Origin of the sequence: Streptomyces sp. NPDC047869 (assembly GCF_040704065.1) — a bacterium.
In the GTDB taxonomy this organism is placed as follows: domain Bacteria; phylum Actinomycetota; class Actinomycetes; order Streptomycetales; family Streptomycetaceae; genus Streptomyces.
This window is the reverse complement of the sequence record NZ_JBEYRK010000026.1, coordinates 52,200-78,869: the sequence shown is the minus strand read 5'-3', so window position 1 is coordinate 78,869 and position 26,670 is coordinate 52,200. Positions and strand designations below refer to the sequence as shown.

19 protein-coding genes and 1 tRNA gene are annotated in these 26,670 nt (G+C 71.1%); 9 read left to right on the top strand and 11 right to left on the bottom strand.

Annotation, left to right across the window (positions count from 1 at the left end; genetic code table 11):
* Positions 1 to 55: 55 nt before the first annotated feature.
* A complete protein-coding gene (locus tag AB0924_RS28155; RefSeq protein ID WP_358931206.1) occupies positions 56 to 715 on the bottom strand; it encodes a response regulator in 660 nt (219 codons plus the stop codon).
* A 100-nt stretch (positions 716 to 815) separates the two neighbouring features.
* On the opposite strand from AB0924_RS28155, the gene AB0924_RS28150 reads away from it, so the two are divergent.
* Positions 816 to 898: transfer RNA gene (locus AB0924_RS28150), tRNA-Leu, on the top strand.
* A gap of 81 nt (positions 899 to 979) precedes the next feature.
* Entirely contained in the window at positions 980 to 1,768 is a 789-nt protein-coding gene (locus AB0924_RS28145; protein WP_366912867.1) for a helix-turn-helix domain-containing protein, read from the top strand.
* A gap of 7 nt (positions 1,769 to 1,775) precedes the next feature.
* On the opposite strand, the gene pyk is transcribed toward AB0924_RS28145, so the two are convergent.
* Together pyk and AB0924_RS28135 are read right to left on the bottom strand one after the other, a co-directional pair.
* Positions 1,776 to 3,212 carry a pyruvate kinase gene (gene pyk, locus AB0924_RS28140; RefSeq protein ID WP_366912866.1) on the bottom strand — a complete coding sequence of 479 codons (1,437 nt, stop codon included), beginning with the start codon at positions 3,210 to 3,212 and terminating at the stop codon, positions 1,776 to 1,778.
* Positions 3,213 to 3,359: 147 nt separating this feature from the next.
* On the bottom strand, positions 3,360 to 4,055 hold the full coding sequence (locus tag AB0924_RS28135) for an SIMPL domain-containing protein (RefSeq protein ID WP_366912865.1): 696 nt from the start codon (positions 4,053 to 4,055) through the stop codon (positions 3,360 to 3,362).
* Between the two features lie 150 nt (positions 4,056 to 4,205).
* Between AB0924_RS28135 and AB0924_RS28130 the strand changes: the two genes are divergently transcribed.
* Positions 4,206 to 6,011 carry a 5'-nucleotidase C-terminal domain-containing protein gene (locus tag AB0924_RS28130; protein ID WP_358931197.1) on the top strand — a complete coding sequence of 602 codons (1,806 nt, stop codon included), beginning with the start codon at positions 4,206 to 4,208 and terminating at the stop codon, positions 6,009 to 6,011.
* A 71-nt stretch (positions 6,012 to 6,082) separates the two neighbouring features.
* Here AB0924_RS28130 and AB0924_RS28125 read toward each other — a convergent pair whose 3' ends face one another.
* Both AB0924_RS28125 and AB0924_RS28120 read right to left on the bottom strand, forming a co-directional pair.
* The gene (locus tag AB0924_RS28125) at positions 6,083 to 7,489 is read right to left on the bottom strand and encodes a SidA/IucD/PvdA family monooxygenase (RefSeq protein ID WP_358931195.1); all 1,407 of its coding nucleotides are present in this window, start codon (positions 7,487 to 7,489) and stop codon (positions 6,083 to 6,085) included.
* Positions 7,486 to 8,847, bottom strand: coding sequence for an aminotransferase class V-fold PLP-dependent enzyme (locus AB0924_RS28120; RefSeq protein ID WP_366912864.1), 1,362 nt, complete (start codon positions 8,845 to 8,847; stop codon positions 7,486 to 7,488). Before AB0924_RS28120 ends, AB0924_RS28125 begins: the two co-directional genes overlap by 4 nt.
* 157 nt (positions 8,848 to 9,004) lie before the next feature.
* Here AB0924_RS28120 and AB0924_RS28115 point away from each other — a divergent pair, with 157 nt between their 5' ends.
* Entirely contained in the window at positions 9,005 to 9,553 is a 549-nt protein-coding gene (locus tag AB0924_RS28115) for a GNAT family N-acetyltransferase (RefSeq protein ID WP_358931190.1), read from the top strand.
* A gap of 79 nt (positions 9,554 to 9,632) precedes the next feature.
* On the opposite strand, the gene pepN is transcribed toward AB0924_RS28115, so the two are convergent.
* The gene (pepN, locus tag AB0924_RS28110) at positions 9,633 to 12,113 is read right to left on the bottom strand and encodes an aminopeptidase N (RefSeq protein ID WP_358931187.1); all 2,481 of its coding nucleotides are present in this window, start codon (positions 12,111 to 12,113) and stop codon (positions 9,633 to 9,635) included.
* 128 nt (positions 12,114 to 12,241) lie between these two features.
* On the bottom strand, positions 12,242 to 12,592 hold the full coding sequence (locus tag AB0924_RS28105; protein WP_358931185.1) for a chorismate mutase: 351 nt from the start codon (positions 12,590 to 12,592) through the stop codon (positions 12,242 to 12,244).
* Positions 12,593 to 12,743: 151 nt separating this feature from the next.
* Between AB0924_RS28105 and AB0924_RS28100 the strand changes: the two genes are divergently transcribed.
* Positions 12,744 to 13,634, top strand: a complete 891-nt coding sequence (locus tag AB0924_RS28100; protein WP_366912863.1) for a hypothetical protein — start codon at positions 12,744 to 12,746, stop codon at positions 13,632 to 13,634.
* Between the two features lie 35 nt (positions 13,635 to 13,669).
* Here the strand turns inward: AB0924_RS28100 and AB0924_RS28095 are convergent, their stop codons facing one another.
* Complete coding sequence (locus tag AB0924_RS28095) at positions 13,670 to 14,392, bottom strand: VWA domain-containing protein (RefSeq protein WP_366912862.1); 723 nt, start codon at positions 14,390 to 14,392, stop codon at positions 13,670 to 13,672.
* A gap of 157 nt (positions 14,393 to 14,549) precedes the next feature.
* Here AB0924_RS28095 and AB0924_RS28090 point away from each other — a divergent pair, with 157 nt between their 5' ends.
* Positions 14,550 to 15,443, top strand: a complete 894-nt coding sequence (locus AB0924_RS28090) for a rhomboid family intramembrane serine protease (RefSeq protein WP_358931178.1) — start codon at positions 14,550 to 14,552, stop codon at positions 15,441 to 15,443.
* A gap of 42 nt (positions 15,444 to 15,485) precedes the next feature.
* Complete coding sequence (locus tag AB0924_RS28085) at positions 15,486 to 16,394, top strand: chitosanase (protein WP_358931176.1); 909 nt, start codon at positions 15,486 to 15,488, stop codon at positions 16,392 to 16,394.
* 116 nt (positions 16,395 to 16,510) lie between these two features.
* Here AB0924_RS28085 and AB0924_RS28080 read toward each other — a convergent pair whose 3' ends face one another.
* From AB0924_RS28080 to AB0924_RS28070, 3 genes are all read right to left on the bottom strand, one after another.
* Complete coding sequence (locus AB0924_RS28080; RefSeq protein WP_358931174.1) at positions 16,511 to 17,974, bottom strand: glutamate synthase subunit beta; 1,464 nt, start codon at positions 17,972 to 17,974, stop codon at positions 16,511 to 16,513.
* On the bottom strand, positions 17,967 to 22,481 hold the full coding sequence (gene gltB / locus AB0924_RS28075) for a glutamate synthase large subunit (protein WP_358931172.1): 4,515 nt from the start codon (positions 22,479 to 22,481) through the stop codon (positions 17,967 to 17,969). The genes AB0924_RS28080 and gltB overlap by 8 nt, the downstream gene beginning before the upstream one ends.
* 483 nt (positions 22,482 to 22,964) lie before the next feature.
* Positions 22,965 to 23,696: a VIT1/CCC1 transporter family protein gene (locus AB0924_RS28070; protein WP_358931170.1), complete on the bottom strand. Its 732-nt coding sequence runs from the start codon at positions 23,694 to 23,696 to the stop codon at positions 22,965 to 22,967.
* 296 nt (positions 23,697 to 23,992) lie between these two features.
* On the opposite strand from AB0924_RS28070, the gene AB0924_RS28065 reads away from it, so the two are divergent.
* The gene (locus AB0924_RS28065; RefSeq protein ID WP_366912861.1) at positions 23,993 to 25,549 is read left to right on the top strand and encodes an ADP-ribosylglycohydrolase family protein; all 1,557 of its coding nucleotides are present in this window, start codon (positions 23,993 to 23,995) and stop codon (positions 25,547 to 25,549) included.
* Entirely contained in the window at positions 25,546 to 26,664 is a 1,119-nt protein-coding gene (locus AB0924_RS28060) for an ADP-ribosylglycohydrolase family protein (protein WP_366912860.1), read from the top strand. The genes AB0924_RS28065 and AB0924_RS28060 overlap by 4 nt, the downstream gene beginning before the upstream one ends.
* Positions 26,665 to 26,670 lie beyond the last annotated feature (6 nt).

Genomic DNA, 26,670 nt, shown 5'->3' with positions numbered 1-26,670 from the left:
ACGAGGCCCGCGCCCCCTTCTCCGGGGCGCGGGCCTCGTCCTTGTGCGCGGGGGCTCAGCCCTTCTTCGCGGACTTCTTCTCGTCGTTGTCCGCGATGACCGCCTCGGCGACCTGCTGCATCGACAGACGCCGGTCCATCGACGTCTTCTGGATCCAGCGGAACGCGGCCGGCTCGGTCAGCCCGTACTCCGTCTGCAGGATGGACTTCGCACGGTCCACCAGCTTGCGCGTCTCCAGCCGCAGGGTGAGGTCGGCGACCTCCTTCTCCAGCTCCCGCAGCTCGGTGAACCGGGACACCGCCATCTCGATCGCCGGAACGACGTCGCTCTTGCTGAACGGCTTCACCAGGTAGGCCATGGCACCGGCGTCCCGGGCCCGCTCCACCAGGTCGCGCTGCGAGAACGCGGTCAGCATCAGCACCGGGGCGATCGACTCCTCGGCGATCTTCTCGGCCGCGGAGATGCCGTCCAGCTTGGGCATCTTCACATCGAGGATCACCAGGTCGGGGCGGTGCTCGCGGGCCAGTTCGACGGCCTGCTCGCCGTCCCCGGCCTCGCCGACGACGGTGTACCCCTCCTCCTCCAGCATCTCTTTCAGGTCGAGCCGGATCAGGGCCTCGTCCTCGGCGATGACGACACGGGTCGTCAGCGGAGGCACGTGCGACTTGTCGTCGTCGGGCACGTCTACGGGCTGGGGCGACTCGGGGGCGGTCACGCGTGCGCTCCTCGTTCCGGGGCGGGCAGGTATTGCTGCTTATGCAGCCTACCTAGCGGCGGCGAGCCCGGCGCACCCGGTACACTCACCGCAGTGCCTGGCCGGGTTGGTGGAACGGTATACACGGAGGTCTCAAACACCTCTGCCTGAAAGGGCTTGCGGGTTCGAATCCCGCACCCGGCACCGTGAAAGCGGAGGATCACATTCGCGTGATCTTCCGCTTTTTGCTGCGTGTCGTGACGCGTGGTCACGCACCGTGTCCACATGATCCAGCACAGCACGCAAGTACGACAGACTGCGCTGACCCTGCTGAGGAACGGTGCGAAGAACGCCGACGTCGCGCGTCGGCTCCAGGTCCCGCTCGGCACGGTCGGGTACTGGAAGCACGTCGATCGCGCAAAGCGCGGCGAGTGCCCCGGCAGGGCCGCCCCCGAGTGTCCGCGTTGCGACGGACGCGACCTGGATCGCGCGGCATACAGCTACCTGCTCGGCCTGTATCTCGGCGACGGACACATCAGCCAGTACTCCGGACACCGCGTGCCCACTCTGGCGATCACTTGCACCGAGACGTGGAAAGGTTTGATGGACGCCTGCGAGCAAGCAATGCGCACCGTCTTCCCGAACAACTCCGTTTGCCACCGACGGCGCACCGGGTGCCGCGAGGTCAAGGTGTACTCAAAGCACCTGCCCTGCCTGTTCCCCCAGCACGGTCCCGGCAAGAAACACGAACGGCGGATCGGTCTTGAGCCCTGGCAGCAGGAGATCACCGACGCTTACCCCTGGGAGTTCATCCGAGGGCTCATCCACTCCGACGGTTGCCGCATCACGAACTGGACCACCCGCATGGTGGGCGGTGAGCGAAGGCGCTACGAATACCCCCGGTACTTCTTCGCCAACAAGTCAGACGACATCCGGAAGCTGTTCACCGACACCCTCGACCGCGTCGGTGTCGAGTGGACGACCCTGGCACGCGGCAGCGACCCCTTCAACATCTCCGTAGCCCGCAAAGCCTCCGTAACCCTCATGGACGCCCACGTGGGCCCCAAGCACTGAGCCACCGCTACTTCGGGCTGTCGTCTTCGCCGATGTGGTGGACGCGGACCATGTTGGTGGTGCCGGGCATGCCGGGGGGCGAGCCGGCGGTGATGACCACGACGTCGCCCTTCTCGCAGCGGCCGTACCGCAGGAGGAGTTCGTCCACCTGGTCGACCATGGCGTCCGTGGAGCCCGCCTCCGGGCCGAGGAAGGTCTCCACGCCCCAGGTGAGGCTGAGCTGGGAGCGGGTGGCCGGTTCGGGGGTGAAGGCCATCAGGGGGATGGGCGAGCGGTAGCGGGAGAGCCGGCGGGCGGTGTCCCCGGACTGGGTGAACGCCACGAGGAACTTCGCGCCGAGGAAGTCGCCCATCTCGGCGGCGGCGCGGGCGACGGCTCCGCCCTGGGTGCGGGGTTTGTTGCGTTCGGTGAGCGGCGGCAGGCCCTTGGCGAGGATGTCCTCCTCGGCGGCGGTGACGATCTTGGCCATGGTGCGCACGGTCTCGATGGGGTATTTGCCGACGCTGGTCTCGCCGGAGAGCATCACGGCGTCGGTGCCGTCGATGACGGCGTTGGCGACGTCGGAGGCCTCGGCGCGGGTGGGGCGGGAGTTCTCGATCATCGAGTCGAGCATCTGGGTGGCGACGATGACGGGTTTGGCGTTGCGCCGGGCGAGCTTGATGGCGCGCTTCTGGACGATGGGCACCTGTTCGAGGGGCATTTCGACGCCGAGGTCGCCGCGGGCGACCATGATGCCGTCGAAGGAGGCGACGATGTCGTCGATGTTGTCGACGGCCTGGGGTTTTTCGACCTTGGCGATGACGGGGAGGCGGCGGCCTTCCTCGTCCATGATGCGGTGGACGTCGTGGGCGTCCTTGCCGCTGCGGACGAAGGAGAGGGCGATGACGTCGAAACCGGTGCGCAGGGCCCAGCGGAGGTCGTCCTCGTCCTTTTTGGAGAGGGCGGGTACGGAGACGGCGACGCCGGGGAGGTTGAGGCCCTTGTGGTCGGAGATGATGCCGCCCTCGGCGACTCGGGTGTGGACCTCGGGGCCGTCGACGGCGGTGACTTCGAGGCAGACCTTGCCGTCGTCGACGAGGATGCGTTCGCCGGGGGCGACGTCGGCGGCGAGGCCGGCGTAGGTGGTGCCGCAGGTGTTGCGGTCGCCTTCGACGCCTTCTTCGACGGTGATGGTGAAGGTGTCGCCGCGTTCAAGGAGTACGGGGCCTTCGCTGAATCGGCCGAGGCGGATCTTCGGGCCTTGAAGGTCGGCGAGGATTCCGACGCTGCGGCCGGTTTCGTCGGCGGCTTTTCGTACGTGCTGGTATCGGACCTCGTGCTCGGCGTGGGTGCCGTGGCTGAGGTTGAACCGGGCGACGTCCATTCCGGCTTCGACGAGTGCCTTGATCTGGTCGTACGAGTCGGTGGCGGGGCCCAGAGTGCAGACGATCTTTGCTCGGCGCATACGTCGAGCCTAGGCCTTACCCGCGGGTAGGAAATCCGGGGTTCATGTCTACTCAACAACCGTTGGGTAAAGGGCTATTGACAAGTGTTGAATTGTGCGACGGGTCGCTCCTTTGAGCGAAATCTTCACGTCGTGGGTTTTCGGCCTTTAGATCTGTGGGGGCCGCATGGTGAATTGGGCGCTGACCTGGGCGCTGATGCGCAGTCGTGGGGGTTCCAGATCGAGGGGCTGGGCGGGTTCGTCCGGATGGGCGAATGCGGTGCGGCGTCCGCCGCGTTCGAGGGGGCCGCGTCCGGGGTGGGTGTGGTCGGTGCCGGTGTCGGTGAGTTCGATGAGTGCGGCGATGGTGGTGCCGAGGGCGTCGGCGTATTCGCGGGCTCGCTGGAGGGCTTGGTGGACGGCCTGGCGGCGGGCCTGGGCGGGCACGGGTGAGGCGGGGCGCAGGGCCCACGAGGGGCCGTTGACCTGGGTGAGTTCCAAGTCGGCGAGTCGGGTGGTCAGTTCGGCGAGGGCGGTGAAGTCGGTGAGTTCGGCGGTGAGGTGGATGTGTCCGTGGTGGCTGCGTACGCGTTCGCCGCGGCCGTGGGGGGTGAGTTCGGGGGTGATGGTGATGCTGCCGGTGGTCACGTGTTCTACGGCGTCGCCGTAGGACTTGATGAGGTCGAGGGCGGTGGTGTTGCGGCGGGTGAGGTCGTCGAGGGTGGTGCGGCGGTCGCGGCCGCGGGCGGTGACGGTGACGCCGATGCGGGCGGTCTCGGGTTCGGCGTCGATCTCGGCTTCGCCGTGGACGGTGAGCAGGGGGGCGTCGGGGGTGCCGTGGGGTGGGGTCGCGGGTGGGGTCATGTGTCCCACTGTGTCATGGGGTTTCCGCTTCTGCGGCGTGAGTTGGGGCTGCAGGTCACCAGATCGAAACCGAATGGACCTGTTGCTTTCGGTCATGCCCGGGTCAGAATCTACGCGCGTTGTTGACCGTTTCCCCGAGGAGACCGAGAGATGCCGTTGAACCGCCGGAAGTTCCTGAAGAAGTCCGCCGTGACCGGGGCGGGGGTGGCGATCGCCGGTGCGGGGGCGGCTCCGGCGGCCGAGGCCGCGGAGGCAATGGGGCCGGGGAAGCACGCGAAGCGGTACTCCCTGACCGTCATGGGCACCACCGACCTGCACGGTCATGTCTTCAACTGGGACTACTTCAAGGACGCGGAGTACTCCGACAAGGCGGGCAACGCGCAGGGTCTGGCGCGTATCTCGACGCTGGTCGAGGGGATCCGCGAGGAGAAGGGCCGCTGCAACACGCTGTTGCTGGACGCCGGTGACACGATCCAGGGCACCCCGCTGACTTACTACTACGCGAAGGTCGACCCGATCACCGCCAAGGGTGGTCCGGTGCACCCGATGGCGCAGGCGATGAACGCGATCGGGTACGACGCGGCGGCGCTCGGCAACCACGAGTTCAACTACGGCATCGAGACGCTGCGGAAGTTCGAGGACCAGCTCGACTTTCCGCTGCTGGGCGCCAACGCGGTCGACGCGAAGACGCTGAAGCCGGCCTTCCCGCCCTACTTCATGAAGAAGTTCCATGTGCCGGGCGCTCCGCCGGTGAAGGTGGCCGTGCTGGGTCTGACCAACCCGGGTATCGCGATCTGGGACAAGGCGTATGTGCAGGGGAAGCTGGCGTTCCCGGGTCTGGAGGAGCAGGCCGCGAAGTGGGTGCCGAAGCTGAGGGCGATGGGCGCGGATGTGGTCGTGGTGTCGGCGCATTCGGGTACGTCGGGGAACTCTTCGTACGGTGACCAGTTGCCGTATGTGGAGGACGCGGCGGCGAATGTGGCGCGGCAGGTGCCGGGGATCGACGCGATTCTGGTGGGGCACGCGCATCTGGAGATTCCGGAGCTGAAGGTCGTCAACGAGAAGTCGGGCCGGACGGTGGTGCTGTCGGAGCCGCTGTGTTACGCGGAGCGGCTGAGTGTCTTCGACATCGAGCTGGTGTTCGGCAAGGGCAGGTGGGAGGTGGAGTCGGTCTCCGCTTCGCTGCGTGACTCGAAGACGGTCGCGGACGACCCGCGGATCACGAAGCTGCTGAAGGACGAGCACGACAAGGTCGTGGCGTACGTCAACCAGGTGGTGGGCCGGGCGACGGAGACCCTGACGACGGTGGAGGCGCGTTACAAGGACGCCCCGATCATCGATCTGATCACCAAGGTCCAGGAGGACGTGGTGAAGGGGGCTCTGGCGGGCACGGAGTACGCGTCGCTGCCGGTGATCGCGCAGGCGTCGCCGTTCTCGCGGACGTCTCAGATTCCGGCCGGTGACGTGACGATCCGGGATCTGTCGGGTCTGTACGTGTACGACAACACGCTGGTCGCGAAGTTGATGACGGGTGCGCAGGTGCGGGCGTACCTGGAGTATTCGGCGGGGTACTACGTGCAGACGGCGGCGGGCGCGGTGGTCGACGTGGAGAAGTTGACGAACGCGGGTGGCCGTCCGGACTACAACTACGACTATGTGTCGGGGCTGTCGTACGACATCGATGTGGCGCAGCCGGTGGGTTCGCGGATCAGGAACCTGGCGTTCGGTGGTGTGGCGCTGGACGACGCGCAGCAGTTCGTGATGGCGGTGAACAACTACCGTGCCAATGGTGGTGGTGCGTTCCCGCATGTGGCCTCGGCGAAGGAGCTGTGGTCGGAGTCGACGGAGATCCGTACCCGGATCGCGGAGTGGGTGACGGCGAAGGGTGTGCTGGATCCGAAGGACTTCGCGTCGGTGGACTGGCGGCTGACGCGGGACGGCACTCCGGTGTTCTGATCCCCAAGTGGGTTTGTCGGCGGCGCCGGTGCGGGTTTTCGCACCGGCGCCGTCGGCGTGTGTGCCGGGTTTCATTCGAGGAGTGGAACGAGTTGTCCGGCCTGTCTGGCGTGCGGCATCCGGGGGGTGGGTTCCTGGAGTCCGAAGGTGGTGAAGGCGGTGCGGGTGGGCAGGGGGTACTGCTCTTTGCCGGTGAGGGAGTTGAGGATGGTGGCGCTGCGCCAGGCGGTGAGGCCGAGGTCGGGGGCACCGACGCCGTGGGTGTGCAGTTCGGCGTTCTGGACGTAGAGGGAGCCGGTGACGGCGGGGTCGAGGAGGAGGCGGTAGTCCTCGCCGATGCGGGGGCGTTCGCTGTTGTCGCGGCGCATGTAGGGGTCGAGTCCGGTGAGGATGTGGTCGAGGGGGCGTTCGCGGTAGCCGGTGGCGAGGACGACGGCGTCGGTGGTGAGCCGGGAGCGGGCGCCTTGCTGGAGGTGTTCGAGGTGGAGTTCGATCCGGCCGGTGGCGATGCGGCCGGCGGTGCGGACGTGGACGCCGGGGGTGAGGACGGTGTCGGGCCAGCCGCCGTCGAGGGTGCGCCGGTACAGCTCGTCGTGAATGGCGGCGAGGGTGTTCGCGTCGATGCCCTTGTGGAGTTGCCATTGGGCGGTGGTGAGCCGGTCGCGGACGGGTTCGGTGAGGGCGTGGAAGTAGCGGGTGTAGTCGGGGGTGAAGTGTTCGAGGCCGAGTTTGGAGTACTCCATCGGTGCGAATGCTTCGGTGCGGCCGATCCAGTGGAGTTTTTCGTGGCCGGTGGGGCGGTGGCGGAGCAGATCGAGGAAGACTTCGGCGCCGGACTGTCCGGAGCCGACGACGGTGACGTGGCCGGCGGTGCGGAGGGTGGCGCGGTGGTCGAGGTAGTCGGCGGCGTGGATGACGGGGACGCCGGGTGCTTCGGCGAGTGGCCGCAGGGTGTCGGGTACGTGGGGGGTGGTGCCGATGCCGAGGACGATGTTGCGGGCGTGGGTGCGGCCGAGGGTGGGGGTGTCGGTCTGGGTGTCGAGGCGGGTGTGGTCGATTTCGAAGGTGTCGTGTCGGGGGTTCCAGCGGACGGCGTCGACGCGGTGGTGGAAGCGGAGTCCGGGCAGGTGCTGGGAGACCCAGCGGCAGTAGGCGTCGTATTCGGCGCGCTGGATGTGGAAGCGTTCGGCGAAGTAGAAGGGGAAGAGCCGTTCCTGGGTCTTGAGGTAGTTGGGGAAGCTCCAGGGGCTGGTGGGGTCGGCGAGGGTGACGAGGTCGGCGAGGAAGGGGACCTGGATGGTGGCGCCTTCGATGAGCAGGCCGGGGTGCCAGTCGAAGCGGGGGCGTTGTTCGTAGAAGACGGCGTCGAGTTCGGCGAGGGGGTGGGCGAGGGCGGCGAGGGAGAGGTTGCTGGGGCCGATGCCGATGCCGACGAGGTCGCGGGGGGTGCCGGGCTCGCGGTGTGGGGGGTTGGTCATGCGGGGGTGGCTCCTTCGGTGAGTTCGAGGAGTGCGGCCAGTTCGTGGGGCCGGGTGTGGGGGTTGAGGAAGGTGGCCTTGAGCCAGAGTCGTCCGTCGGGCCGGGCTCGTCCGAGGACGGCCCGGCCTTCGTGGAGCAGGCGGCGTCGTACGTCGGCGACGGCGGTGTCGGGGGCGCCGGCGGGCCGGAAGAGGACGGTGCTGATGACGGGCCGGTCGTAGAGTTCGTGGCGGGGGTGCCGGTGGACGAGGCCGGCGAACTCGTGGGCGTGGGCGCAGACCTGGTCGACCAGGGTGCCGAGTCCGGTGCGGCCGAGGGTTTTCAGGGTGACGGCGATCTTGAGGATGTCGGGGCGGCGGGTGGTGCGCAGGGAGCGGCCGAGCAGGTCGGGGAGGCCTGCTTCGGTGTCGTCGTCGGCGTTGAGGTAGTCGGCGTGGTGGTGGAGTGCGGTGAGTTCGTGGGGTGCGGCCACGGCGAGAAGTCCGGCTGCGGCTGGTTGCCAGCCGAGTTTGTGCAGGTCGAGGGTGACGGTGTGGGCGGCTTCGAGGCCGGCGAGTTTGTGGCGGTGCCGGTCGCTGAACGTGAGGCAGGCGCCGTAGGCGGCGTCGATGTGCAGGCGGGCGCCGTGGGTGGTGCACAGGCGGGCGATCTCGGGCAGTGGGTCGATGAGTCCGGCGTCGGTGGTGCCGGCGGTGGCGGCGACGAGCAGGGGGCCGGGCTCGGTGGTGAGGGTGTGGTGGAGGGCGGCCGGGTCGAGGGTGCCGCGTGGGGTGGGGACGACGACCGGGTCGGGCAGGCCGAGCAGCCAGGCGGCGCGGGGCAGGGAGTGGTGGGCGTTGGTGCCGCAGACCAGCCGGACGCCGCTGCCGTGGGTTTCGCGGGCGAGGAGCAGGGCGAGTTGGTTGGATTCGGTGCCGCCGGTGGTGACGAGGGCGTCGGTGAGGCCGATGAGCCGGGCGAGGGCGCGGGTGACCTCGGCTTCCAGGGCGGAGGCGGCGGGGGCCTGGTCCCAGGAGTCCAGTGAGGGGTTGAGGGCGCTGGCGGCGAGGTCGGCGGCGGTGGCGACGGCGAGGGGCGGGCAGTGCAGGTGGGCGGCGCAGAGTGGGTCGGCGGGGTCGGCGGCGCCTTCGGCGAGGGCGTGTACGAGGGTGCGCAGGGCGTCGGGGTCCGGGTCGTCGGGGATGATGCCGGTTTTGAGGGCGGCGGTGATCCGTGCGGTGACGGTGTCGGGTCCGCCGGCCGGCAGTGGTCCGCCGCGGGCGCGGCGGCCGGTGGTGAGGGCGTCGAGGACGGTGTCCAGGAGGGGTCGCAGGGCGGTGGGTCCGTCGGGTCCTGACGCGAGGGGCGGCATGCTCATGGGCTCTCCTGCGGGGCGCGGGACGGGCGGGCGGCCGTGGCGGGGGTCCATCCGTCCGGAGAACTCAACGACGGGTACCTGGTTGTGGGTACTGCCGTACGGGGAAAACGCGTTGGAGCGGTGGAGCGGTGGTGGTGTCGCGGCTACCGTCGTTCGGATGGTTGACGCGTGGGTGATCGAGGTGCCCGGTGAGCGGGTGGTGGTGCGTGAGCCCGGTCCGCGGGACGAGGTGCCGCTGCTGACGCTGTTCGAGGAGTGCGAGGACTGGTTCGTGGCGGCGACGGGGCTGCCGTCGGGGCCGGGTGATGTGCAGAGCCTGTTCTACGCGCTGCCGGAGGGCGCGAGTCCGCGGGACAAGGTGCTGCTGGTGCTGGAGCGGGACGGGGTGGTCGCGGGGCTGGTGGACGCGGTGCGGGATCATCCGGAACCGGGGGCGGTGGCGGTGGGGCTGTTCCTGCTGGCGCCCTGGGCGCGGGGCAGGGGGCTGGGCCGTGCGCTGGCGGAGTCGCTGCTGGCCCGGGCGGGGGCGGTGTCCCTGGTGACGGCGTCGGTGCCGGCGGGCTGGCGCTCCGGTGAGGGTTTTCTGACGCGGCTCGGTTTCTCCCTGGGTGCGGCCGTTGCGGCGCGCGGCACGGTGGGCAACCGGCGGGCGGGTCCGCGCGAAGGGGGTGTGCGGCGGGCGGAGTTGCGGGTGGGGAACGGTTAGGTGCTCCCCCGCCCTGGACGGCGTGATGCCCCCGCTCTTTCGGTGAGCGGGGGCATCGCGTTGCCGGGGGTGCCCGGTGTTACTCGCCGCGGACGCGCAGGGCGCGGGCGAGGTCGTCGAGTTCGTCGACGAGCTTGCGGCGCAGGGCGGCGACCGGTTCCGCCTCGCGCAGGCAGGCTTCGCCGAGGGCGAGGTTCTCGGCGTCGACCGCGTGGTGGGGGAAGGCCCAGTGTCCGGCGGCGGCGGCGATGGCGGGGCCGCGGCGGGCGGCGATCGTGACGGCGTCCTCGTAGTAGCGCGGTACGTAGGCGCGGACGAGGTCGGCCTGTTCGGGCTGCCAGAAGCCGCGGGCGGTTGCGGTGAAGAGGTAGTTGGAGAGGTCGTCGGTGGCGAACATGGCGTCCCAGGCGGCGCGTTTGGCCTGCGGGTCGGGGAGTGCGGCGCGGCAGGTGGCGGCGCCCTCCTGGCCGCTGGCGGACGGGTCGCGTTCCAGTTCGGCGGCGATGGCGGCCTCGTCGGTGGCGCCGAGGACGGCGAGCCGGCCGAGGATGCGCCAGCGCAGTTCGGGGTCGAGTTCGGGTCCGCCGGGGACCGTGTCGTCGGCGAGCCAGGCGGCGATGGTGTCGGGGTGGGCGGCGACGTCGATGAAGTGCCGTACGGCGATCAGGCGCAGGCCGGGGTTGTCGCCGTCCTCGGTGCGGCGCAGCAGGTCGCGGCAGAGGGAGCTGAGGGTGGCGAGGGCCGCGGGGCGGTCCTCGGGGCGCAGGTAGCGGTCGGTGATCTGGTGGGCGGCGAAGGCGAGGACGCCTTGTGCGAGGGCGAGGTCGGTTTCGAGGGGCAGGTGGGTGCGGGCCGCTTCGAGGTAGGCCGTGGGCGGGAGTTCGCCGTCGCGGACGGCGTCGCGCAGCGCGTTCCACACCACGGCGCGGGTGAGGGGGTCGGGCAGTCCGGACAGGCCGGTGCGGACCGCTTCGAAGGACTCGTCGTCGAAGCGGATCTTGGCGTAGGTCAGGTCGGCGTCGTTGATGAGGGTCAGTGCGGGGCGTTTGCCGATGGGCTGTGGTGCGGTCTGCGGGACGTCGAGGCAGATGTGCTCGCGCGGGGTGAGGCGGCCTTCGTCGGTGAGGTCGTGGTCGTAGAGGCCGACGGTGACGCGGTGCGGGCGGCTGCCGGTGCCGTCGACGGTGAGGGCGCAGGTGCCGTCGGCGGCGGCGATGCGCGGGCTGAGGGTGTCGACTCCGGTGGTGCGCAGCCAGGCGTCGGCCCAGGCGTGGACGTCGCGGTCGGTGGCCGCGGCGAGGGAGTCGATGAAGTCGGCGAGGGTGGCGTTGGCGAACCGGTGCCGTTCGAAGTGGATGTTGATGCCGGCGAGGAAGTTCTTCTCGCCGAGCCAGGCGACGAGCTGGCGGAGTGCGGAGGCGCCTTTGGCGTAGGAGATGCCGTCGAAGTTGAGCAGGGCGGCGGCGGTGTCGTCGACGGCTTCGGGGGCGACGGGGTGGGTGGAGGGGCGCTGGTCGGCGTCGTAGCCCCAGGCCTTGCGGGTGACGCCGAACTCGACCCAGGGCTGGGTGAAGCGGGTGGCTTCGAGGGTGGTCTGGTAGCCCATGTATTCGGCGAAGGACTCGTTGAGCCAGATGTCGTCCCACCACTTGAGGGTGACGAGGTCGCCGAACCACATATGGGCCATCTCGTGGGCGATGACCATGGCGCGGGTCTGCCGTTCGGTGTCGGTGACGGCGGAGCGGAAGACGAAGTCGTCGCGGAAGGTGACCAGGCCGGGGTTCTCCATGGCGCCGGCGTTGAATTCGGGGACGAAGGCCTGGTCGTAGGAGTCGAAGGGGTAGGGCTCCTCGAACTTCTCGTGGTAGCGGTCGAAGCAGGCGCGGGTGACGTCGAGGATCTCCTCGGCGTCGGCGTCGAGGTGGGGGGCGAGGGAGCGGCGGCAGTGGATGCCGAAGGGCAGGCCGCGGTGTTCGGTGCGCAGCGAGTGCCAGGGGCCGGCGGCGACGGCGACGAGGTAGGTGGAGATCAGCGGGGTGGGGGCGGCCTGCCAGCGGCCCTGGCCGAGGTGTTCGGTGATGCCGTTGGCGAGGACGCTCCAGCCGTCGGGGGCGGTGACGGTGAGTTCGAAGACGGCCTTGAGGTCGGGCTGGTCGAAGGCGGCGAAGACGCGCTGGACGTCGTCCAGGAACATCTGTGTGTAGACGTAGGTCTCGCCGTCGGTGGGGTCGGTGAAGCGGTGCATGCCCTCGCCGGTGCGGGAGTAGCGCATGGCGGCGTCGACGCGCAGTTCGTGCTCGCCGGCGGTGAGGTCGCGCAGCGGCAGCCGGTTGCCGTCGAGGGTCTCCGGGTCGAGGGGCTGTCCGTCGAGGGTGACGGTGCGCAGGCAGGCGGGCTTCAGCTCGACGAACGTGTCTCCGGCGGTCCGTGCGGTGAACCTGATCACGGTACGGGAGTCGAAGGTCTCGTCCCCCGTGGTGAGGTCGAGTTCGACGGTGTAGCGGTGGACGTCGAGGTGCTGTGCTCGGTGCTGCGCTTCGTCGCGCGTGATGACGGACATGGACGCCATGCTGCCTGATGGCATCCTCGGCGGACAGGGGCGGATCGGTACACGGCATATGTCCGGTGTCGCGCCCCGTGCCGCCGTGTCCGCTCTCGCTGCGCCGGCGGGCCGGTGCGGGGGGGGTGTCAGCCGGCCGTGGCGGACGGTCCGCCGTCGGGGTCCCCGGCGATGGACTCGTGGTGCCGGATCACCTCGGCGATGATGAAGCCCAGGAACTTCTCGGCGAAGGCCGGGTCGAGCTTGGCGTTCTCGGCGAGGCGGCGCAGCCGTTCGATCTGCCGGGCCTCGCGGGCCGGGTCGGCGGGCGGGAGCTGGTGCCGTGCCTTGAGCCGGCCGACCTGCTGGGTGCACTTGAAGCGCTCGGCGAGCATGTGGACGACGGCCGCGTCGATGTTGTCGATGCTGTCGCGCAGCCGCTCCAGCTCCTGGCGGACCGCGGGGTCGACGTCACCGGTACCGGTGTTGCTGATGGTCATGGCGGTCAACCCTAAGGGTGGTGCGGCCCCGCGATCACCGGGTGACCAGCATGCGATCAGTCCCCGGTGGGCCGGCGGGTCGCGGGCGGGGCGGGCGGGCGGGTGCCCGCTTACAGTGGAAGGGGGTTCCGGGCGTCTTTGGGGGTCGCACGTGGCGAACGGCGGACCGGTCGAGCACGGTTACCCGCATCTGGAGACGGTGCGGGCCGCCGTCACCGCGCTGTACCGGCGGCTGTCGTACGACACCGTGCGGACGTTCTCGGCGAGTGTGCCGCCGGCCGACGTGGCCTTCTGCGACACGGACGATCTGCATCTGGGCGCGCAGCGGGTGGCCCGTGAGATGGTGCGGCACTTCCGGTTGCCGGACGCGCGGCTGGTGGTGGGTTTCCGCGAGATGACGCACGCGGCCAATGTCGAACTGGCGGCGGGCCCGGAGTACTTCGTGGAGCTGAACGACCGGTTCCGTACCCATCGCGGGGACATCGGCGCGGCGCTCGCCCATGAGGTGGCCCATGTCTATCTGCACCGTCTGGATCTCGCGTTCCCGGCCACGGCGGAGAACGAGATCCTGACGGACACGGTGGCGGCCTACCTGGGTGCGGGCTGGCTGCTGCTGGACGCGTACCGCGAGGACGGGGTGTCCTCGCAGAAACTGGGCTATCTCACGCCGGAGGAGTTCGGGTACGTCCTGGCCAAGCGGGCTCTGCTGTTCGATGAGGATCCCTCGGTGTGGTTCACCAGCCCGCAGGCGTACTCGGCGTACGTCAAGGGCCGGGAGCTGGCGCTGCGGGACGGGCGGCAGCCGCCGCTGACCGGGGCGGGCTGGGCGGGCCGGCGCCGCTACGCCCATGACCGCCGTCATCCGTCCGGGGGCGGGCCGGAAGCCGCCGGGTACGCCTTCTCTTCCGGTCCCGGTCCGGGCGGTGACCTCCGGGTGTCCTTTCCCTGCCCTACGTGTCTGCAGCGGATCCGGTTGCCGGTCAAGGGGCGGGTGCGGGCCCGGTGCGGGCTGTGCCGGACGGTGCTGGAGTGCGACACGTAGCCGCCGCGCCCGGCGGGGGCGGGCCCGGCCGGGAGTCAGCCGGTCACGATGCCGGCGGCGCGTGCGGCCGTCAGCCACTGCGGGAACTCGCCGACGAGGTGGTCGTACAGTTCGGCGTCGGGGACCCGGCGTGGGTCCTGGCCGGCGTGGAAGAAGCCGGCGTTGTCCACGACGCGTGCGGCGGGCACGGCCAGGGCGTCGAGTTTCCGCAGGAAGTCGAACTGCCGGCTGCCGGGGTCGCCGAAGCCGACGAACTGCCAGAACAGCGGGAGCCGGGCGGCCTTGCAGAGGTAGCGTTCGGCGGCGGGCCGGCTGATGGGGCCGCCGTCGGTCTGGAAGACGACCAGGGCGGGGGCGGTGGTGCCGCTGTCGAGGTAGTGGTCGATGACGGCGTCCATGGCCAGGTGGTAGCTGGTCCTGCCCATGTGTCCGAGTCCGGCCGCGATCTCCTCGATCCGGCCCTCGTGGCCGTCGAGGGCGATGTCGGTGACCGCGTCGATGTCGGTGGAGAAGAAGACCATCGGTACCCGGCCGTCGTCGTCCAGGTGTGCGGACAGGCCCAGCACCCGGTCGGCGAGCGCCTGGACGCTGCCGTCCTGGTAGTACGGCCGCATCGAGCCCGAGTGGTCCACCACCAGGTAGACGGCGGCGCGGAGGTCGTCCAGGCCGTGCTTGCGCAGGGAGATGCCGGCCGTGCGGTACGGCGCGACGAGCGCGGGCGCGGTCTCCTCCATCTTGCGCAGGCTGATCGCGGCCATGGTGTCCCCCCTCGGCTCCGGACGCGGCTCCGGCAGGCAGCCGAGCCTACGTGATCACGGGCCCCCTGCTGTCGCTCCTGTCACAGCTGTTCGCTATTTTGTTCGCCGCCGTCCCCACCGGCTCACCCTGTCCCCGTGAACCTCCAAGGAGCCGGCCGTGACCGCCGAGTCCGCCGTGACCACGTGCTTCCGTCACCCCAAAGTGGAGTCGCACGTCCGCTGCACCCGCTGCGACCGCTTCATCTGCCCGTCCTGCATGCGGGAGGCGGCCGTCGGCCATCAGTGCGTGGAATGCGTGCAGGAGGGGATGCGCTCGGTCCGGCAGGCGCGGACGGCGTTCGGCGGCCGGATCAGCGCGGTGCCGGTCGTGACGTACGTCCTGATCGGGCTCAACGTGCTCGCCTATCTCGCCGAGCTGGCCCGGCCCTCGGTCGAGAGCCGGTTCGACATGCTGGGCTCGGTGCCGCCGGGCTATCTGCCCGAGGGGGTCGCGCACGGCGAGTGGTACCGGCTGCTGACCGGCGCGTTCCTCCATCTGACGCCGACCGAGGGCGCGTTCGGCATCACGCACATCCTGTTCAACATGCTCGCGCTGTGGAACGTCGGCCGGGTGGTCGAGGCGCAGCTCGGCCGGGTCCGCTACCTCGCCCTGTACCTGCTGTCGGCGCTGGGCGGCTCGGTGCTGGTGCTGCTGCTCGCCCCGGAGACCCGTACGGTCGGCGCGTCCGGCGCCATCTTCGGCCTGGGCGCCGCGTACTACATCATGGGCCGCCGCCTCGGCTACGACCGTCAGGCGGTCAACCAGTACATGGCGGGTCTGCTGGTGTGGCTGGTGGTCTCCGCCTGGATGACCTCCTGGCAGGGACACCTCGGCGGTCTGCTGGCCGGCGGGACGGTGACGCTGGCGTACGCCTACGCGCCCCGCGACGGCCGGCGCACGCTGGTCCAGGCGGGTGTGTGCGTGGCGCTGCTCGTGCTGCTGGCGGTGCTGACCGCGGTCAGGGTGTCGTCGCTCGCGGTGGAACCGGCACTCATGGGAGGGGCGGCCTGATCCGGGCCGTACGGTGACTGCCATGAAGAGACGTGAGCTGTCATGAGACGAACCGGAATCCTGCTGCTCGCGGCCGCTCCGGTCGCCCTCACGGCGGTGGTCTACGCCCTCGGCGCGGGCTCCGCCGGCTCCTCGGACGCGGAGGACAAACGGGTCTCCGCCGTGCAGCGGGAGCGCCAGGACGCCAAGTCCCGGGCCGAGTCGGAACAGGCCCGGGACGCCGAGGTCATCGCCGACGCTCCGCCGGGTCTGGCGGCGCCGGCCGAGAAGGAGCTGGCGCAGAAGATCGTGGCGAGCGCGGAGAACTCCACGCTCGACTGGCGCAGCTCCTACGGCTACATCGAGGACATCGGCGACGGGCAGGGTTACACCGCCGGCATCATCGGCTTCTGCACCGGCACGCACGACCTGCTGACCCTGGTCGAGCGGTACACGAAGGCGCATCCCGGCAACGGACTCGCGCCGTACCTGCCGGCCCTGCGGAAGGTCGACGGCACCGGCTCCCACCAGGGCCTGGACCCGGGGTTCACCGCGGCCTGGAAGGCGGAGGCGAGGCTCCCGGCGTTCCGCGGGGCGCAGGAGAAGGAACGCGACCGCGTCTACTTCGATCCGGCCGTCCGGCTCGCCAAGCTCGACGGGCTGGGCACGCTGGGGCAGTTCGTCTACTACGACGCGATGGTCTTCCACGGCCCCGGCACCGGGCGCAACAGCTTCTACGGCCTGCGCGAACGCGCGCTGAAGGAGGCCGGTTCCCCGTCCCGGGGCGGCAGTGAGAAGGACTACCTCGGCGTCTTCCTGGACATCCGCCGCGAGGCGATGAAGGCCAGGAAGCCCACCATCGACACCACCCGCGTCGACACGGCCCAGCGGCGGTTCCTCGACGACGGCAACCTGGGGCTGCGCACACCGCTGACCTGGCAGGTGTACGGGGAGACGTACCGGGTGCCGTAGCGGGTGCGGTGTCCGGGCGTGCGACGGCGCCCGCCCAGTCGTCCGGTCGGGGACAGGCGGGCAGGCGCCATCTGGTGTTCCGTACGCCTTTGTACGGGACGTTTCTCGGTGACCCGTCAGACCGCCAGTGCGCGGTCCGTCGGACGGATCGGGGCCGGCAGCTCGCTGACGCCGGTCAGGAAGCGGTCCACACCGCGGGCGGCCGAGCGGCCCTCCGCGATCGCCCAGACGATCAGGGACTGGCCGCGGCCCGCGTCACCGGCGACGAACACGCCCGGCACGTTGGTCTGGAAGTCGGCGTCGCGGGCGATGTTGCCGCGCTCGTCCAGCTCCAGGCCGAACTGCTCGACCAGGCCGTTCTCCCGGTCCGTGCCCGTGAAGCCCATCGCGAGGGTCACGAGCTGGGCCGGGATCTTGCGCTCGGTGCCCGGCTTGCTGGTCAGCTTGCCGTCGACGAACTCGACCTCGGTCAGGTGCAGCCACTGGACGTTGCCGTCCTCGTCGCCCTCGAAGTGGCTGGTGGAGGCGGAGTAGATCCGCTCGCCGCCCTCCTCGTGCGCCGAGGTGACCTTGTACAGGATCGGGAAGGTCGGCCAGGGCTGGCTGGTCGGGTGCCGCTCGTCGTTGGGGCGGGGCATGATCTCGAGCTGGGTGACGGAGGCCGCGCCCTGGCGGTGGGCGGTGCCCACGCAGTCGGCGCCGGTGTCGCCGCCGCCGATGACGACGACGTGCTTGCCCTCGGCCGAGATCGGCGTGGTGACGTAGTCGCCCTCCTGGACCTTGTTGGCCAGGGGCAGGTACTCCATCGCCTGGTAGACGCCCTTGAGTTCGCGGCCGGGGACCGGCAGGTCGCGGGCGGTGGTGGCGCCGGCGGCGATGACGATCGCGTCGTAGCGCTTCTTGAGGTCGCGGGCGCCCAGGTCGCGGCCGATCTCCACGCCGGTGCGGAAGCGGGTGCCCTCCGCGCGCATCTGCTCGATACGGCGGTTGATGTGCCGCTTCTCCATCTTGAACTCGGGGATGCCGTACCGCAGGAGGCCGCCGACGCGGTCCGCGCGCTCGTAGACGGCGACCGTGTGGCCGGCCCGGGTGAGCTGCTGGGCGGCGGCGAGGCCCGCCGGGCCCGAGCCGATGACCGCGACGGTCTTGCCGGACAGGCGCTCGGGCGCCTGCGGGGCGACGTCCCCGGTCTCCCACGCCTTGTCGATGATGGAGACCTCGACGTTCTTGATGGTGACCGGCGGCTGGTTGATGCCGAGCACGCACGCCGACTCGCAGGGGGCCGGGCAGAGGCGACCGGTGAACTCCGGGAAGTTGTTGGTCGCGTGCAGCCGGTCGGAGGCGGCCGCCCAGTCCTCGCGGTAGGCGAAGTCGTTCCACTCGGGGATCAGGTTCCCCAGCGGACAGCCGTTGTGGCAGAACGGGATGCCGCAGTCCATGCACCGGCTGGCCTGCTTGCTGATGATCGGCAGCAGGGAGCCTGGGACGTAGACCTCGTTCCAGTCCTTGACGCGCTCACCGACGGGACGGGTCTTGGCGACCTCGCGGCCGTGGTTGAGGAAGCCCTTCGGGTCAGCCATTGATCGCCGCCTCCATCATCTTCTCGGTGATCTCGGTCTCGGAGAGACCGGCTCGCTCGGCGGCGTCCTTGGCGGCGAGCACTGCCTTGTACGTGCTGGGGATGATCTTGCTGAACCGCTGCACGGCCGTGTCCCAGTCGGCGAGCAGCTTCCCGGCGACCGTCGAGCCGGTCTCCTCGGCGTGGCGGCGCACCACGTCGTGCAGCCACTGCTTGTCCGTGTCGTCCAGCGCCTCGATGGCTCCGGCGTTGCCGGCGTTGACGTTGTCGCTGTCGAGGTCGATGACGTAGGCGATGCCGCCGGACATGCCCGCCGCGAAGTTGCGGCCGGTCGGGCCGAGGACGACCGCGTGACCGCCGGTCATGTACTCGCAGCCGTGGTCGCCCACGCCCTCGGAGACGACGAGCGCGCCGGAGTTGCGGACGCAGAACCGCTCACCGGTGCGGCCGCGCAGGAACAGCTCGCCGCCGGTGGCGCCGTAGCCGATGGTGTTGCCGGCGATGGTCGAGTACTCGGCGAGGTGGTCGGCCGCGCGGTCCGGGCGGACGACGATCCGGCCGCCGGACAGGCCCTTGCCGACGTAGTCGTTGGCGTCGCCCTCCAGGCGGAGGGTGACACCGCGCGGCAGGAACGCGCCGAAGGACTGGCCGGCGGAGCCGGTGAAGGTGATGTCGACGGTGTCCTCGGGCAGGCCCGCGCCGCCGAACTTCTTCGTCACCTCGTGGCCGAGCATGGTGCCGACCGTGCGGTTGATGTTGCGGATGGCGACCTGGGCGCGCACCGGCTGTGCCTCGGTGGCGTCCGAGGCGGCGAGCGCGTCGGCGGCGAGCTTGATCAGCTCGTTGTCCAGGGCCTTCTCCAGACCGTGGTCCTGGCCGACGATCCGGTGGCGGACGGCGCCCTCGGGCAGGTCCGGCACGTGGAACAGCGGTTCCAGGTCCAGGCCCTGCGCCTTCCAGTGGTCGACGGCCCGCGTGACGTCGAGCGCCTCGGCGTGGCCGACGGCCTCCTCGATGGAGCGGAAGCCCAGCTCGGCGAGGATCTCGCGGACCTCCTCGGCGATGAACCGGAAGAAGTTCACGACGTACTCGGCCTTGCCGGCGAAGCGGTCGCGCAGCACCGGGTTCTGGGTGGCGATGCCGACCGGGCAGGTGTCCAGGTGGCAGACGCGCATCATGACGCAGCCGGAGACGACGAGCGGCGCGGTCGCGAAACCGAACTCCTCGGCGCCGAGCAGCGCGGCGATGACCACGTCGCGGCCGGTCTTGAGCTGGCCGTCGGTCTGCACGACGATGCGGTCGCGCAGGCCGTTGAGCAGCAGGGTCTGCTGGGTCTCGGCGAGGCCGAGTTCCCAGGGGCCGCCCGCGTGCTTCAGCGAGGTCAGCGGGGAGGCGCCGGTGCCGCCGTCGTGGCCGGAGATCAGCACCACGTCCGCGTGCGCCTTGGAGACACCCGCGGCGACCGTGCCGACGCCGACCTCGGAGACCAGCTTCACGTGGATCCGCGCCTGCGGATTCGCGTTCTTCAGGTCGTGGATCAGCTGGGCCAGGTCCTCGATGGAGTAGATGTCGTGGTGCGGCGGCGGGGAGATGAGGCCCACGCCCGGCGTCGAGTGACGCGTCTTGGCGACCCACGGGTAGACCTTGTGGCCGGGCAGCTGGCCGCCCTCGCCGGGCTTGGCGCCCTGGGCCATCTTGATCTGGATGTCGTCGGCGTTGACCAGGTACTCGGAGGTCACGCCGAAGCGGCCGGAGGCGACCTGCTTGATCGCCGAGCGGCGCGCCGGGTCGTACAGACGGTCCGGGTCCTCGCCGCCCTCACCGGTGTTGGACTTGCCGCCCAGCTGGTTCATGGCGATGGCGAGGGTCTCGTGCGCCTCCTTGGAGATGGAGCCGTACGACATGGCGCCGGTGGAGAAGCGCTTGACGATCTCGCTCGCCGGCTCGACCTCGTCGATGGAGATCGGGGTCCGGCCGGAGGTGAAGCCGAACAGGCCGCGCAGCGTCATCAGACGCTCGGACTGCTCGTTCACCCGGTCCGTGTACTTCTTGAAGATGTCGTAGCTGCCGCTGCGGGTGGAGTGCTGCAGGCGGAAGACCGTCTCCGGGTCGAACAGGTGCGGCTCGCCCTCGCGGCGCCACTGGTACTCGCCGCCGATGTCCAGCGCGCGGTGCGCGGGAGCGATGCCGGAGGCCGGGTAGGCCTTGGCGTGGCGGGCGGCGACCTCCTTGGCGATGACGTCGATGCCGACGCCGCCGATCTTGGTGGCGGTGCCGTTGAAGTACTTCTCGACGAAGGCGTCGTCGAGGCCGACGGCCTCGAAGACCTGGGCGCCGCGGTAGGAGGCGACTGTGGAGATGCCCATCTTGGACATGACCTTCAGCACGCCCTTGCCGAGGGCGTAGATCAGGTTGCGGATGGCCTGCTCGGCCTCGATGTCCGGCAGGAAGGTCCCCGCGCGGACCAGGTCCTCGACCGACTCCATCGCCAGGTACGGGTTGACGGCGGCGGCGCCGTAGCCGATGAGCAGGGCGACGTGGTGGACCTCGCGGACGTCACCGGCCTCGACCAGCAGGCCCACGTGGGTGCGCTGCTTGGTGCGGATGAGGTGGTGGTGGACGGCCGCGGTGAGCAGCAGCGAGGGGATCGGCGCGTGCTCGGCGTCGGAGTGCCGGTCCGACAGGACGATCAGCCGGGCGCCGTTGCCGATGGCGGCGTCGGCCTCGGCGCAGATCTCCTCGATGCGCGCGGCGAGGGAGTCGCCGCCGCCGGAGACCCGGTACAGGCCGGAGAGGGTCGCGGCCTTGAAGCCGGGCATGTCGCCGTCGGCGTTGATGTGGATGAGCTTGGCGAGCTCGTCGTTGTCGATGACCGGGAAGGGCAGGGTCACCGAGCGGCAGGAGGCGGCCGTGGGCTCCAGCAGGTTGCCCTCCGGGCCCAGCGAGCTGCGCAGGGAGGTGACCAGTTCCTCGCGGATGGCGTCCAGCGGCGGGTTGGTGACCTGCGCGAAGAGCTGGGTGAAGTAGTCGAAGAGCAGCCGGGGGCGCTCGGACAGGGCCGCGATCGGGCTGTCGGTGCCCATGGAGCCGATCGGCTCGGCGGCGCTGCGGGCCATCGGGGCGACGAGGACGCGCAGTTCCTCCTCGGTGTAGCCGAAGGTCTGCTGGCGGCGGGTGACCGAGGCGTGGGTGTGCACGATGTGCTCGCGCTCGGGCAGGTCGCGCAGCTCGATCTCGCCGGCCTCCAGCCACTCCGCGTACGGCTTCTCGGCCGCGAGGGTGGCCTTGATCTCGTCGTCCTCGACGATGCGGTGCTCGGCGGTGTCCACGAGGAACATGCGGCCGGGCTGCAGGCGGCCCTTGCGGACGACCTTGGCCGGGTCGATGTCGAGGACGCCGACCTCGGAGCCGAGGACGACGAGGCCGTCGTCGGTGACCCAGTAGCGGCCGGGGCGCAGGCCGTTGCGGTCGAGCACGGCGCCGACCTGGGTGCCGTCGGTGAAGGTGACGCAGGCGGGGCCGTCCCAGGGCTCCATCATCGTGGAGTGGAACTGGTAGAAGGCGCGCCGGGCCGGGTCCATGGAGTCGTGGTTCTCCCACGCCTCCGGGATCATCATCAGCACGGAGTGCGGCAGCGAGCGGCCGCCGAGGTGCAGCAGCTCCAGCACCTCGTCGAAGGAGGCCGAGTCGGAGGCGTCGGGGGTGCACACCGGGAAGATGCGCTCGATGGCCTTGTCGTCCCCGCCGAACAGGTCGGAGAAGAGCTGGGACTCGCGGGCGCGCATCCAGTTGCGGTTGCCCTTGACGGTGTTGATCTCACCGTTGTGCGCGACGAAGCGGTAGGGGTGCGCGAGCGGCCACGACGGGAAGGTGTTGGTGGAGAACCGGGAGTGCACGAGCGCGATCGCGGAGGCGAAGCGGCGGTCGGACAGGTCCGGGAAGAAGGGCTCGAGCTGGCCGGTGGTCAGCATGCCCTTGTAGACGATGGTGCGGGCGGAGAGGGACGGGAAGTAGACACCGGCCTCCCGCTCGGCGCGCTTGCGCAGCACGAAGGCCGTGCGGTCGAGCGCGATGCCCTCGGCGGTGCCGGCGGTGACGAAGAGCTGGCGGAAGACCGGCATGGTGGACCGGGCGGTGGCGCCGAGCAGTTCGGGGGCGACGGGGACCTCGCGCCAGCCGAGGACGGTCAGGCCCTCGTCGGCGGCGATCGTCTCGATCCGTGAGACGACGTCCTCGGTGCCGTCCTCCGGCAGGAAGGCGATGCCTACCGCGTAGGAGCCGGCCGCGGGAAGGTCGAAACCGGCCACCTCGCGGAAGAAGGCGTCGGGGACCTGGGAGAGGATGCCCGCGCCGTCGCCGGAGTCGGGCTCGGAGCCGGTGGCGCCACGGTGTTCGAGGTTGCGCAGAACAGTCAGCGCCTGCTCGACCAGCGCGTGGCTCGCCTCGCCGGTGAGGGTGGCCACGAAACCGACGCCACAGGCGTCGCGCTCGTTGCGGGGGTCGTACATACCCTGCGCAGCAGGGCGAGCATCCATGAAGGACCAGTTCTGGCCATTCGCGGAATGCTGGGACGGCTGGCGCGGCGTACGCATCGGCTCTCCCGTCGTCGTCATGTGGCATGTGCTGGTGCCGAGGGACGACGTTGGCCCTCTGCGGAGTCGAAATTTCGTGCAGATTACATGATGGGGTGGTTCCCGGGAACCGGATACTCCGTTCCAACATGCGGACGCCGCAGGTTGCGACGAGGGTGCCGCGGGGTCACGGCGGGTGCCACGCACGGGCGGCGGAAGTGTGTGGGGACCGGACGGGACAAGATCGGTCAGATCGGCGTCCATCGGCCCTGGGGGGCGGAGCGAGCGTCTTCACTCGTCCCGCGGGTGCGCCGCAGGCGTCATTGCCCCCAGCGCTTACGGCTCATGCCCGTTGGTTAAGCGTTCGAAACCAGCGAGTAACGGCTACTTATACGGCCCATCGCATAAGTTCCAGTCGGCTCATCCTACGGCCGTTCCGAACAGGCTGCCCAGGGCGTACGTCACACCGGCGGCCGCGCCGCCCAGCGCGAGCTGCCGCAGGCCGCTGTACCACCAGCTGCGCGCGGTCACCCGGGCCACGACCGCGCCGCAGGCGAACAGTCCGGCGAGGGCGAGGAGCACGGCGGGCCAGAGCGCGGTCGCGCCGAGCAGGTACGGCAGGACCGGGAGCAGGGCGCCCAGCGCGAACGAGCCGAAGGACGAGACCGCGGCGACCAGCGGCGAGGGGAGGTCCCCGGGGTCGATGCCCAGTTCCTCGCGGGCGTGGATCTCCAGGGCCTGCTCGGGGTCCCGGGAGAGCTGCCGGGCGACCTCCCTGGCCAGCTGGGGCTCGACGCCGCGGGCCACGTAGAGTGCCGCCAGCTCGTCCTCCTCGTCCTGCGGGTGCTTGCGCAGCTCGCGCCGCTCGACGTCGAGCTCGGCCTCGACCAGCTCACGCTGGGAGGCGACGGAGGTGTACTCGCCGGCCGCCATGGAGAAGGCGCCGGCGGCGAGGCCCGCGAGGCCGGTGATGACGATCGTCTGGTGGCCGACGGAGCCGCCCGCGACGCCGGTCAGCAGGGCCAGGTTGGAGACCAGGCCGTCCATCGCACCGAAGACGGCGGGGCGCAGCCAGCCGCCGTTGACGTCGCGGTGCGTGTGGTTGTCGCGGTGCGCCTCGTGCAGCGCCGCCTCGGTCTCGATGATGGCCATCGCGGGGTCCCCCAGGAAGCTTAGCCAAAGCTAACTTTGGATGAGTTCTACTTTTCGACAACACCGAACGTACGCCGGTAATTTCCAGGGCGCCAGCAAGGAAAGGCTGGGCTTACCTGCGACTTCTCCGAAAGACGCTCATAAGTGATCATGGGTGCTCAGATGCCGAGCGGGTGACAGGGAGGCGTCCCAGGCTCGCGCGCGGCGCCACCGTGGGAGACATCCGCAAAGGGCATCCGTGAAGGGGGCCCAGTCCCCGCGGACGGCCCGTGGCCCTGCGGAAGGAGAGGCCGCCCATGGCGTCGATCGCCTGCACTCCCCCGTCCCCGGCGCCCGGGGACGCCCCGGGACCACGCGAGCGGGCCCGCGGCGCGCTGCTCGGCCTGGCCGTCGGCGACGCGCTCGGGGCGCCGGCGGAGAACCTGAAGCCCTCCGAGATCCGCGCCCGCTGGGGCCGGATCACCGGGTACGTCAGCGAGCGGCCGTGCGGCACGGACGACACGGAGTACGCCATCTTCTCGGGCCTGCTGCTGGCCCGGCACGGTTCGGCGCTCACCCCGGCCCATGTCGAGAGCGCCTGGCACGAGTGGATCGCCGACCGGGCCGAGGGACCGTTCCGGGGCGCGGGCTTCAGTGAGCGCGGCACGCTGGAGAACCTCCGCCGCGGCCTGGCCGCGCCCATCTCCGCCCAGCACCGGCACGCCTGGAGCGACGGCCTCGCGATGCGCGCGGCGCCCTTCGGCGTCTTCGCCGCCGGGCGTCCCGGCGAGGCGGCCCGGCTGGTGGCGATCGACGGCTCGGTCAGCCATGACGGCGAGGGCATCTACGGCGGCCAGGCGGTCGCGGCGGGCGTGGCGGCCGCGATGGCGGGGGCCACGCCCGCGGTGGTGATCGCCTCGGCGCTCGCCGTCGTCCCCGAGGACTCCTGGACCGCCCGCTCCCTGCGCCGCGCGGTGACGGTGGCCCACCGCGGCGAACGGGCGGTGCGCTCGGCGGTGGTCATCGGCGGCTACCCCTGGACCGACCTGGCGCCCGAGGCGGTCGCCCTCGCCTTCGGCGCCTACGCGGCGGCCGACGGCGACTTCCGCGCGGCGGTCCTCACGGCGGTAAACATGGGCCGCGACGCGGACACGACGGCGGCGGTGGCGGGCGCCCTCTCCGGCGCCACCCAGGGCGTCTGCGCGATCCCGGCCGACTGGGGCGCCGCCATCGGCCCGGCCCGCGGCCGCTGCCTGCCCTCCATGGCGGGCCACCACGTCCTGGACGTGGCGGAGCTGCTGGTCCCGGAGGAGGGCGGCAAGTGGGGAGCGGGGGTGGTCCTGCCGGGCCTCCTGCCGAAGGGGGTCCGGGAGGTGGTGCGGGTGGCCGCGGCACAGGGCGCCGTCGACACCACGGTGGCCCTCCCGGCGGGCCCGGCACAGCCGGCGGAGGACACCGCGACGGCCGTGCGAACGGCCGCGCGACATGACACCGGCGGCCCGACGGCGTCAGCCCCGCAGGGGCCGGCGGACACGGCGGCGCCGCGCGTGGGCACGGCACAGGCGGCCGGCAGCGGTACGGCGGCCACGCGGGTGGCCGTACCGCAGAAGGCGCGGGCCTCGGACACCGCGACGACGGCCGTGGAAGCGGCGGGCAGTCGAGGCGTTCGGGAGGTGATCGTCGGTGAGGGCGTGAGCGAGGACGCGTCGTCGGGCGAGGCGGCGGAACCCGTGCCGGCCGCGTCGCCCCCCGCCTGCCGGGCCGGTGAGCCGCCCGCGTCGCTCCCGGGCGGCGCGCAGCCTGGGAGCCGGGGGCGGAGTCCGCTGGTGGGAGCCGGGAACTCCGGGCAGCAGGACGGCGAGGGCCTGGCATGACCGGGCGCCGTGTCGAAGGGCTGCTGCTGGGGCTCGCCGCCGGGGACGCCGCCGGCTGGCCCGCCGCGCGGCACCGGGCCGCCCGTATGCCCGAGTGGACCCGCCGCCTCACCCGCGAGCTGGACACCTTCGCCGAGCAGAACGCCACCACCACGCTGCCCGTGCCGATCGCCCTCAACCAGCCCCCGGAACCCCTCCGGCTCGGCCCCTCCGACGACGCCGAGTGGGCGGCGTTCGCCGCCGAGGCCGTCCTGCGGGCCGGTGACGACGACGTGCTCGGCGACCTCGGCCGGGAGCGCCGGATGCGCGCCGCCATCGACCTCACCTGGACCGCCGTCGCCGCCGAGGTCGCCGCGGCGGCGGAACGCGCCCCCGAGATCGAGTCCGCCGTGCTCCCGCTGCGCGCCCGCATCTCCGTCCGCGCCGGCCTCGGCAACCTCGCCACCGGACTGCGCCCGCCCGCCACCGGCCACGACAACCCGCACTACTTCGACGACGCGGCCTGTGTGCGCGCCTGCGTGCTCGCCGTGGCCCACCCCGGCGACCCCGAACGCGCGGCCGGTCTGGCCGAGTTCGACGCCCGCTACACCCAGGACGGCGACGGTGTGCACGGCGCCCGCGCGATGGCGGCGGCCCTGGCGCTCGCCCTCGCGGGAGCGGACACGGACGCCTGTGTCGCGGCCGCGCTCGCCGAACTCCCCGAGGGGACGGAGATCGGCCGCAACGCCCGGCACGCCCTCGCCCTGGCCCGGGACAGCGACGGCGCCTTCGCCCTCGTCCCGCTCCTCGAGCACCAGATCGTCGACCACGTCTACAGCTACGGCATCGCCGCCGCCGAGACCGTCCCCGTCGCGCTCGCCCTCGCCACCGCCGCCCGCGGCCATATCGCCGAGGCCGTCCCCACCGCCGCCTGTCTGTCCCGGGTCGCCGACTCCGCACCGGCCCTCACGGGCGCGCTCACCGGAGCCCTGGGCGGCGGTGCGGCCGTCCCGGCCGCCTGGCGGGAGGCCTGCCGCACCCTGTCGGGCTGTGCCCTGCCCCGCCTGACCGGCACCGACCTGGTGGAACTCGCCGGGCTCCTGGAAGCCGCGCACCGAGCCCGACCAGGAGGATGATTCGGG

Coding starts and splice junctions, on each gene's coding strand:
- AB0924_RS28145 (WP_366912867.1), top strand. CDS start 980: ATGATCCAGCACAGCACGCAAGTACGACAGACTGCGCTGACCCTGCTG.
- pyk (WP_366912866.1), bottom strand. CDS start 3,212: ATGCGCCGAGCAAAGATCGTCTGCACTCTGGGCCCCGCCACCGACTCG.
- AB0924_RS28135 (WP_366912865.1), bottom strand. CDS start 4,055: ATGACCCCACCCGCGACCCCACCCCACGGCACCCCCGACGCCCCCCTG.
- AB0924_RS28130 (WP_358931197.1), top strand. CDS start 4,206: ATGCCGTTGAACCGCCGGAAGTTCCTGAAGAAGTCCGCCGTGACCGGG.
- AB0924_RS28125 (WP_358931195.1), bottom strand. CDS start 7,489: ATGACCAACCCCCCACACCGCGAGCCCGGCACCCCCCGCGACCTCGTC.
- AB0924_RS28120 (WP_366912864.1), bottom strand. CDS start 8,847: ATGAGCATGCCGCCCCTCGCGTCAGGACCCGACGGACCCACCGCCCTG.
- AB0924_RS28115 (WP_358931190.1), top strand. CDS start 9,005: ATGGTTGACGCGTGGGTGATCGAGGTGCCCGGTGAGCGGGTGGTGGTG.
- pepN (WP_358931187.1), bottom strand. CDS start 12,113: ATGTCCGTCATCACGCGCGACGAAGCGCAGCACCGAGCACAGCACCTC.
- AB0924_RS28105 (WP_358931185.1), bottom strand. CDS start 12,592: ATGACCATCAGCAACACCGGTACCGGTGACGTCGACCCCGCGGTCCGC.
- AB0924_RS28095 (WP_366912862.1), bottom strand. CDS start 14,392: ATGGCCGCGATCAGCCTGCGCAAGATGGAGGAGACCGCGCCCGCGCTC.
- AB0924_RS28085 (WP_358931176.1), top strand. CDS start 15,486: ATGAGACGAACCGGAATCCTGCTGCTCGCGGCCGCTCCGGTCGCCCTC.
- AB0924_RS28080 (WP_358931174.1), bottom strand. CDS start 17,974: ATGGCTGACCCGAAGGGCTTCCTCAACCACGGCCGCGAGGTCGCCAAG.
- gltB (WP_358931172.1), bottom strand. CDS start 22,481: ATGTACGACCCCCGCAACGAGCGCGACGCCTGTGGCGTCGGTTTCGTG.
- AB0924_RS28070 (WP_358931170.1), bottom strand. CDS start 23,696: ATGGCCATCATCGAGACCGAGGCGGCGCTGCACGAGGCGCACCGCGAC.
- AB0924_RS28065 (WP_366912861.1), top strand. CDS start 23,993: ATGGCGTCGATCGCCTGCACTCCCCCGTCCCCGGCGCCCGGGGACGCC.
- AB0924_RS28060 (WP_366912860.1), top strand. CDS start 25,546: ATGACCGGGCGCCGTGTCGAAGGGCTGCTGCTGGGGCTCGCCGCCGGG.